The 8,757-nt window shown below is 72.5% G+C and carries 7 protein-coding genes; all 7 read right to left on the bottom strand.

Translation table 11 applies throughout. The features are described from left to right. Positions 1-260: 260 nt before the first annotated feature. The gene (locus ACFXGX_RS38410; protein ID WP_384801561.1) at positions 261-1,259 is read right to left on the bottom strand and encodes a PP2C family protein-serine/threonine phosphatase; all 999 of its coding nucleotides are present in this window, start codon (positions 1,257-1,259) and stop codon (positions 261-263) included. Positions 1,260-1,799: 540 nt separating this feature from the next. Further along, positions 1,800-4,304: a phenylalanine--tRNA ligase subunit beta gene (pheT, locus tag ACFXGX_RS38405; protein WP_384801508.1), complete on the bottom strand. Its 2,505-nt coding sequence runs from the start codon at positions 4,302-4,304 to the stop codon at positions 1,800-1,802. Further along, positions 4,304-5,431 carry a phenylalanine--tRNA ligase subunit alpha gene (pheS, locus tag ACFXGX_RS38400; protein WP_384801505.1) on the bottom strand — a complete coding sequence of 376 codons (1,128 nt, stop codon included), beginning with the start codon at positions 5,429-5,431 and terminating at the stop codon, positions 4,304-4,306. Before pheS ends, pheT begins: the two co-directional genes overlap by 1 nt. Before the next feature lie 181 nt (positions 5,432-5,612). Then, a complete protein-coding gene (locus tag ACFXGX_RS38395) occupies positions 5,613-6,788 on the bottom strand; it encodes an ATP-binding protein (RefSeq protein WP_384801502.1) in 1,176 nt (391 codons plus the stop codon). 53 nt (positions 6,789-6,841) lie between these two features. Then, on the bottom strand, positions 6,842-7,702 hold the full coding sequence (locus tag ACFXGX_RS38390) for a TrmH family RNA methyltransferase (protein WP_384801499.1): 861 nt from the start codon (positions 7,700-7,702) through the stop codon (positions 6,842-6,844). Positions 7,703-7,928: 226 nt separating this feature from the next. Further along, positions 7,929-8,312 carry a 50S ribosomal protein L20 gene (gene rplT, locus ACFXGX_RS38385; RefSeq protein WP_261702876.1) on the bottom strand — a complete coding sequence of 128 codons (384 nt, stop codon included), beginning with the start codon at positions 8,310-8,312 and terminating at the stop codon, positions 7,929-7,931. Positions 8,313-8,406: 94 nt separating this feature from the next. Next, positions 8,407-8,601: a 50S ribosomal protein L35 gene (rpmI, locus tag ACFXGX_RS38380; protein ID WP_006374321.1), complete on the bottom strand. Its 195-nt coding sequence runs from the start codon at positions 8,599-8,601 to the stop codon at positions 8,407-8,409. Positions 8,602-8,757 lie beyond the last annotated feature (156 nt).

Genomic DNA, 8,757 nt, shown 5'->3' with positions numbered 1-8,757 from the left:
GCGCCCACCCCCCCCCCCCCCCCCCGGGCTGCTGGCCGCCACCGTGTCACCCCCCCGCACCCCCGCCCCCCCGCGCCCCGCGGGCAGACACCCCGCTCGCGGGGCCCGCCCCCCGGGCCCCGGGCCCGACACCCCGTGGCCGGGCGGACGGCAGAGCCGGTCCGGCCGGGTCGGCCGCGGGACTCCGGACGTCCGGGAGTGGGTCCCGTGGCCGGTCGTTCCCGGGATCGACCGGGCAGGCGGGACGTTGCGGACACGGCTCAGCGGGGCACGTGCTGGGAGACACGGCCGTGGTTCAGGGCGAGGGGGCGGCGGTCGTTGTGCAGGACCAGGAGGGCCACGTCGTCGTCGGGCCGGCCGCCGGTGTGGCGCAGCAGGCCGGTGAACACCGCGCGCAGCACGGCCTGCGGTTCGACGGGCCCGTCGCGGACGGCCGCCGCGAGCGCGGGGAGCAGCGGGAAGAACCGGCCCCGGGCGTCCCGCGCGTCCTCGGCGCCGTCGGTGTACAGGAAGAGCCCCTCGCCGGGCCGGAGCCGGCCGCAGAATTCCGCCGACAGGCGGGCGGGCAGCGGGAACGGCCCGAGCGGGGGCAGCGGTTCGGCGCGCACGAACGGCCGGACGCGGCCCCTGGTCAGCAGATACGGCCAGGGATGGCCGCAGTTGAGGGCGTGCACCTCGCCGTCCCCGCGGATCTCCAGGAGCAGGACGGTGACGAACTCCTCGGCGGCGTGGTGGTCGGACTCGGGCCCGGCGAAGGCGTGTTCGGCCCGGTCCCGCTCGCGCAGGTGCCGGGCCAGCGCCCGGTCGAGTCTTCTGAGGACACCGCCGAGTTCGGGTTCGTCGTGCGCGGCCTCGCGGAAGCTGCCGAGAACGGCGGCGACCGTGCCGATGGCCCCCAGTCCGTGCCCGCGGACGTCCCCCATCACGACCCGCACGCCGTGCTCGGTGGCGATCGCCTCGTACAGATCGCCGCCGATGCTCGCGCCGTGGTCCGCGGAGAGCTGGGCCGCGGCGATGTCCAGCCCGTCGATGCGCGGCGGCAGCGGGCGCAGCAGGACGTTCTGCGCGGCTCCCGCGATCCTGCGGATCTGCCGGAGTTCGCGCAGCAGCGCTCTTCTGATGTGGACTATCAGACCGGCTCCGACCGCGAGGAAGACGGCGCTGGTGACGACGCGGGCACCGATCCCGTTCTCCTGCGCGAGCGGACAGGCCATCTTGTACGAGATCGCCAGCGCGCCCCAGACCGCGGGCAGCCCCAGGTTCACCGCCCGGCGCAGCGGCGGCCGGGCGGCGGTGCGCGGGACCCGGTGGCCGAGGAGGCCGCGTCCGCGGTCTTCGCGGAGGGATCCGGGGCGGGATCTGCGACCGCGTACAGCCCGGTCGAATCCGGCCCTCAGCCGGTCGCGGCAGCGACGCGGTCCGGGGACCGCTCCGGCCGGGGCCCGCGAGTGCGTCCGGAGCGTCGCCCTGCGGGGAGCCCCAGCCTTGTTACGGATCATGCCGATTGGCCCCCCAATAGGCACTGACAGCGCAGACGGCCTCGGAGAGACCGCTCCGATTCTGTCGAGCGCCGACCCGGCCGGGCAGGGTCACCAGGACATGTCACCCAAATGAGTGAGGTGTCTTCGGACAGCCGCATTTATGCAGGCAGGGGCCGGGGAAGCCTCGCACAGAGGCCGGGGAAACCCCCCACGGGGGCCTGGGAACCCCCGGAAACGGGAGCGGGGAACCGTGCGCCCCGGTCGCGGAACGATCCGCGAACACGGCGCACGGTTCCCCGGCGCAACCCGTTGGAGCCGTCAGGCTCCGCGCAGCACGGCGCCCGTGCGCTCCGCGGCGAGCGCCACCGCCGCGTCGCGGGCCGCGGAGGCCTCGTCGACGGTCAGCGTGCGGTCGGCGGCACGGAACCGCAGCGCGTAGGCGAGGGACTTCTTGTCCTCGCCGAGCTGGGCGCTCTCGTACTCGTCGAACAGCCGGATGGACTCGAGGAGTTCACCGGCGCCCTCGTGCAGGGCCGCCTCGACGTCCGCGTGCGGGACGCTCTTGTCGACGACAAGGGCGACGTCCTGCGTGGCGACCGGGAAGGTCGAGATCTTCGGGCCCTTGGGGTGGCCCGAGCTCGCCCGCTCCAGCGCGTCCAGGTCCAGCTCCATCGCACAGGTGCGCGGGGGCAGGCCCAGCGTCTTCAGGACACCGGGGTGCAGCTCACCGGCGTACCCGACGATTTGCTCCGCGCCGTCCACGACGACCGCGAGCTCGGCGCAGCGGCCCGGGTGCCAGGGCCCGTACTGACCCGAGCGGACGAGGAGTTCGGTCCCCGACTCGCGGGCCAGGACGCGCGCGGCCTCGATCGCGTCGGCCCAGTCGGCCGGGCGTCCCTTGCCCCACCAGCCGGCCTGCTCGCGGGCGCCCGCGAGGACGACGGCGGCGTGCCGGGGCTGCGCGGGAAGCGCGGCGGTCAGGGACGCGATCTCCTCGTCGGTGGGACGGCGGTCGACGGGCAGCCGCCCGGCGACACGCAGTTCCTCCCGCGGGTGGAAGACCAGACCGGTCTCGAAGAGCGCCAGGTCGTGGCTGCCGCGTCCGTCGTTGCGGCGCAGGGCCTGCAGCAGGCCCGGCAGCAGCGTCGTACGGAGCGCGGGCTCCTCGTCGGAGAGCGGGTTGACCAGCTTGACGACCTTGCGCTTCGGGTCGTCGTCGGCGAGGCCGAACTGGTCGAAGACGTGCTCGCCGATGAACGGGTAGTTCGGTGCCTCGACGTAGCCGGCGCCGGCCAGCGCCCGGCCGGCCCGGCGGTGCAGCCGCTGCCGGTCGGTGAGGCCGAGGCCCGCCGGGGGCTTGGGCAGCGTGGAGGGCAGGTTCTCGTAGCCCTCGAGCCGGATGACCTCTTCGGCGAGGTCGTTCGGGTCGGTCAGGTCGGGCCGCCAGGACGGCACGGTGACGATCAGCTCGTCCTGCCCGTAGACGTCGCAGCCGACTTCCTGGAGCCGGCGTACGACGGTCTCGCGGCCGTACGCGACACCGGCCACCTTGTCCGGGTGGTCCGCCGGGATGGTGATGGTGTGCGGCGCGGACGGCGCGATCACCTCGGTGACCCCGGCGTCGGCGGTGCCGCCCGCGAGGAGCACGAGGAGGTCGACGGTCCGCTGGGCCGCGGCCGAGGTGGCCTCGGGGTCGGCGCCGCGCTCGAAGCGCTTGGACGCCTCGGAGGCCAGCTTGTGCCGGCGGGCCGTGCGCGCGATGGTGATCGGGTCGAAGTGCGCGGCCTCGATGACGACCTCGGTGGTGGTGCCCTCGGTGTCGTCGATCTCGGTGTGGGCGCCGCCCATGACGCCCGCGAGGCCGATGGGGCCGCGGTCGTCGGTGATCACCAGGTCGCCGGCGTCCAGCGTGCGCTTGACGCCGTCGAGCGTGGTGAGCTTCTCGCCCTGCTCGGCCCGGCGCACGCCGATCGTGCCCTGGACCCGGCTGCGGTCGTAGGCGTGCAGCGGCTGGCCGAGCTCCAGCATCACGTAGTTGGTGATGTCGACGGCGAGCGAGACCGGGCGCATGCCGGCCTTCTGCAGCCGGCGGCGCAGCCAGATCGGGGACTGGGCGTCGGGGTCGAGGCCGGTCACCGTGCGCGCGGTGAAGCGGTCGCAGCCCATCGGGTCGCTGATCCGCACCGGGTGGCCGAACGCGTTCGGGGCCGGTACGTCGATCAGCGCGGGGTCGCGCAGCGGCAGGCCGTAGGCGATGGCGGCCTCGCGGGCCACCCCGCGCAGCGACAGCGCGTAGCCGCGGTCGGGCGTGACCGCGATGTCCAGGACCTCGTCGACGAGCTGGAGCAACTCGATCGCGTCGCTGCCGGGCTCGGTCTCCGGCGGCAGCACGATGATGCCGCCGCTGCCGTCGTCGCCCATGCCCAGCTCGTCGCCGGAGCAGATCATGCCGTGCGAGGTCTTGCCGTACGTCTTGCGCGCGGCGATCGCGAAGTTGCCGGGCAGGACGGCGCCGGGCAGGACCACGACGACCTTGTCGCCGACGGCGAAGTTGCGCGCGCCGCAGACGATCTCCTGGGGCTCACCGGTGCCGTTGGCGGTGCCGACGTCGACGGTGCAGAAGCGGATGGGCTTCTTGAACTCCGTCAGTTCCTCGATGGTGAGCACCTGGCCGACGACCAGGGGGCCCTTGAGGTCGGCGCCGAGCTGCTCGACCGTCTCGACCTCGAGTCCTGCCGAAATGAGCTTGGCCTGGACGTCGCGCCCGGTCTCCGTCGCCGGCAGGTCGACGTACTCCCGCAGCCAAGAAAGCGGGACCCGCATCAGATCTCCATCCCGAACGGCCGGGTGAACCGGACGTCACCCTCGACCATGTCTCGCATGTCTTCAACACTGTGACGGAACATCAGCATCCGCTCGATGCCGAACCCGAAGGCGAATCCGCTGTACTTCTCCGGGTCGACGCCACAGGCGACCAGCACCCGGGGGTTGACCATGCCGCAGCCGCCGAGCTCGATCCAGCCCTCGGAGGAGCAGGTCCGGCAGGGACGGTCGGGGTTGCCGACGGACTCGCCCTTGCAGACGTAGCAGAGCATGTCCATCTCGGCGGACGGCTCGGTGAAGGGGAAGTAGTTCGGGCGCAGCCGGGTCTTCATGTCCGAGCCGAAGAGCGACTGGACCATGTGGTCCATGGTGCCCTTGAGGTCGGCCATGGTCAGGCCCTCGTCGACGGCCAGCAGCTCGATCTGGTGGAAGACCGGGGTGTGCGTGGCGTCGAGCTCGTCCGTGCGGTAGACGCGGCCGGGGCACACCACGTAGACGGGCGGCTCCCGGTCGAGCAGGGCGCGGGCCTGCACCGGCGAGGTGTGGGTGCGCAGCACGACACCGGACTCGTCTCCGTGGGTGCCCTCGGGGCCCTGGACGAAGAAGGTGTCCTGCATCTGCCGGGCCGGGTGGTCCGGACCGAAGTTCAGGGCGTCGAAGTTGAACCACTCCGCCTCGACCTCGGGGCCCTCGGCGACCTCGTATCCCATGGACACGAAGACGTCCGCGACCCGCTCCATCATCGTGGTCAGCGGATGCCGGGCGCCGGACGGCACACGGTCGTACGGCAGGGTGACGTCCACCGCCTCCTCGACCAGTACGCGCGCGTCCCGGTCGGCCTCCAGTTCGGTCTGGCGGCCGGCGAGGGCCTTGTTCACAGCGCCGCGGGCCTGGCCGACGAGCTTGCCTGCCGCGGCCTTGGCCTGCGGGGGCAGGGCGCCGATCTCGCGGTTGGCGAGGGCCAGCGGAGAGGCGCCGCCGGTGTGGGCGACCTTGGCCTCCTGGAGCGCGTCGAGGTCGCCGGCGGCGGCGAAGGCGGCGAGCGCCTCGTCCCGCATGCGCTCGATCTCTTCCGGTTTCAAGGCCTCGACCTCTACAGGGTCGTACGACTTATTAGGTGCCGACATCTCTTCCCGTGCTTCCGGTTGGCTGGCTGAGGGTCCCCGTCATCGACTCGGAGACGCATCGTCCGCAGATGAGTGGACGCAAAGGTGCCAAAGGCCGAGTCTAACGGGGGTGAGGCTCCGCCCAGGACGGGCGTCCCGGCGGTGTTCCCGTGCGGAGGCGCCCGTGGGGGCCGCTGCGGCGCTAGAGCAGATACGCCGGGGTGCCCACGGGCAGCGTAAATCGGAACTCCGCTCCCCCGCCGGGGGCGCGGCCGACCGTGATGGTGCCGCCGTGGGCTTCGACGATGCCCTTGACGATGTAGAGCCCGAGGCCGGTGCCGCCGCGCTTGCTGCCCCGCCAGAAGCGGGTGAAGACGCGGTTCATGGACTCCTCCGGGATTCCGGTGCCCTCGTCGCTCACGGTGACCGACGTGACGGCGTTCGCCGTGCCCTCCTCGTCCGGCCGCTCGCGCGGGGACGTGGAGGGTGCCACGTCGATGGTGACGGTTCCCTCGCCGTGGCGCACCGCATTTTCGATCAGGTTGCTGAGCACCTGGTCGATCTTGTCGGGGTCGGCCCACAGACCGGGCAGGGGCTGCTCGATGCGCAGCAGGAAGCGGTCGGCGGGCTGGCCGGAGGCGACGTAGGCCTGGATGTGCCGGCCGACGGCGGCGCCGATGTCGACGGGCTGGCGGCGCAATTCGAGGCGGCCGGAGTCGATGCGGGAGATGTCGAGGAGCTCGGCGATGAGCCGGGTGACGCGGTTCGCGTCGGCGTCGACGGTCTCCAGCATCAGTTTCTTCTGGTCGTCGGTGAAGCGTTCCCATTTGGCGAGCAGGGTCGCGGTGAAGCCCTTGACGGAGGTGAGCGGCGAGCGCAGTTCGTGGGCGACCGTGGCGATCAGCTCGGCGTGGCTGCGCTCGGTGCGGCGGCGGGCCTCGGTGTCGCGCAGGCAGACGACGACCCGGCGGACCGGGCCGGTGGGGTGGGTGCGCACATAGCGGGCGGAGACGAGGATCTCGCGGCCACCGGGGAGCAGGAGGTTCCGTTCGGGCTGGCCGTTGCGGATGGCGAGTCCGCCGTAGGGGTCCGTGAGCTGCCACCAGCGCCGGCCTTCGAGGTCCTCCAGCGGGAGGGCCGCTTCGAGGCGGCGGCCGAGGGCCTCGGCGGCGGGGACCGCGGTGATCCGGGCGGCGGCGGCGTTGAAGCAGACGACCCGGCCGTGTTCGTCGGCGACGACGATTCCGTCGGGCAGGTCGTCGGGGTCTATGCCGAGACCCGGACCGGCTCCGGCGGTGTCATCGTGCCAGGGCGCGGAAGCGCCGCGCACGTCCCGCGCTCGCAGCGCGCCATGGGCACCGCCCGTGCCGACACTCATCCCCGTACCCCACCTCTCGTCTGGCGCAGAGGGCCCCCGGGCCCGTCACCCTACTAGCTGCCGGTGACGGAGCGGCACCCTGTGGAGGCGCGCTGTGCACGGGCTGACGCGTAGAGACATACGGCCGCGGCCGTGGCCAGGTTCAGGCTTTCGGCCTTTCCGTGGATCGGAACGCGCACGACGGCGTCGGCCAGCGCGCGGGTCTCCTCCGGAAGCCCCCAGGCCTCGTTGCCGAAGACCCAGGCGGTGGGGCCGCCCATGGTCCCCTTGTCGAGTTCGTCGTCGAGGTCGTCCTCCCCGGCGCCGTCGGCGGCGAGGATGCGGACGCCGGCGTCCTTGAGTCCGGCCACGGCCTGCTCGACGGGCACGCCGACGGCGACGGGCAGATGGAACAGGGACCCGACGGAGGCGCGTACGGCCTTGGGGTTGTAGAGGTCGACGGAGGCGTCGGTGAGGACGACGGCTTCGGCACCGGCGGCGTCCGCGCAGCGCAGCACGGTTCCGGCGTTCCCGGGGTCGCGGACGTGGGCGAGGACGGCGACGAGCCTCGGCCGGGCCTTGAGGATGTCCTCGAAGGGGGTGTCGAGGAAACGGCAGATCCCGACGAGGCCCTGCGGGGTGACGGTGGTCGAGATGTCGGCGATCACCTCTTCGTCGGCGAGGTGCACCCGGGCGCCGGCCTGCCGGGCGCCGCCGATGATGTCGGCGTAGCGCTCCGCGGCCTCCACGGTGGCGAACAGCTCCACGAGGGTGGCCGTGCCGTCGGCGCGGTGTGCGGCGGCCTCCCGGACGGCCTGCGGCCCCTCGGCGAGGAACAGCCGGTCCTTGCCCCGGAAGTTCCGCCTGGCGAGCCGCCGCGCGGCGGAGACACGGGGGGAACGGGGCGAGATCAGCTCGGGGCTGGCGGAGGCCATGTTCTGGTTCACCTTCGGTATCTGTGCGGCCGGTATCCGTGCGGCCGGTATCCGTGCGGCTCGCATGGCAGCGGGGGTGACTGCAACCCCCTGGGGGCGCGAGGAACTGCGCGATCAGCCCCCGCCCTGCGGCACCCGAACGGCCGGCCGCAGCGGCGTGAGCAGCAAAGGACCCGCAGGCGAACCTGCGGGTCCTTCAGTCACACCGGCCGAAGCCAGCGCAGCGTCACGCGGCCTTCGGCGCGTTGACGTCCGACGGCAGGGCCTTCTTCGCGACCTCGACCAGCGAGGTGAACGCGTTGGCGTCGTTGACGGCCAGCTCCGCGAGGATCTTGCGGTCCACCTCGATGTTGGCGGCCTTCAGACCCTGGATGAGGCGGTTGTACGTCATGCCGTTCTGGCGGGCCGCAGCGTTGATGCGCTGGATCCACAGCTGACGGAAGTCGCCCTTGCGCTTCTTGCGGTCGTTGTAGTTGTAGACCAGGGAGTGGGTGACCTGCTCCTTGGCCTTGCGGTACAGGCGCGAACGCTGGCCGCGGTAGCCCTTGGCCGCCTCGAGGATCGCCCGGCGCTTCTTGTGTGCGTTTACTGCCCGCTTGACGCGTGCCACTTTTAACTCCTTGTAGCGGGGCCGTGGTTGGACTCACACGACCCGAAATCGATGGGGTCCCGGATCAGACGTGCGGCGCCTGGGCGCCGGTACGTCACTTGCCGAGAAGCTTCTTGATCTTCGCGGCGTCGCCCGGGGCCATCTCGGCGGTGCCGGTGAGACGGCGCGTCACGCGGGACGACTTGTGCTCGAGCAGGTGGCGCTTGCCGGCGCGCTCACGGAGCACCTTGCCGGAGCCGGTGATCTTGAAGCGCTTGCTGGCACCGCTGTGCGACTTGTTCTTCGGCATAGCGCCGTTCTCTCCTCGTCAGTGGCGTTCCGGTGGCCCGGGGGCGGTCCCGGCCCGGGGGGGTACGGCCAAAGTATCAAGTTATAAAACCGGGGGGGGGGCCGGGGGTGAGGCCGCGGCGGTGGCTTCGGGCCGGGGGGGGGGGGGGGGGGGTGT

The organism is Streptomyces sp. NPDC059371, assembly GCF_042751995.1.
GTDB lineage: Bacteria > Actinomycetota > Actinomycetes > Streptomycetales > Streptomycetaceae > Streptomyces.
This window is presented reverse-complemented; position numbering and strand designations above follow the sequence as displayed.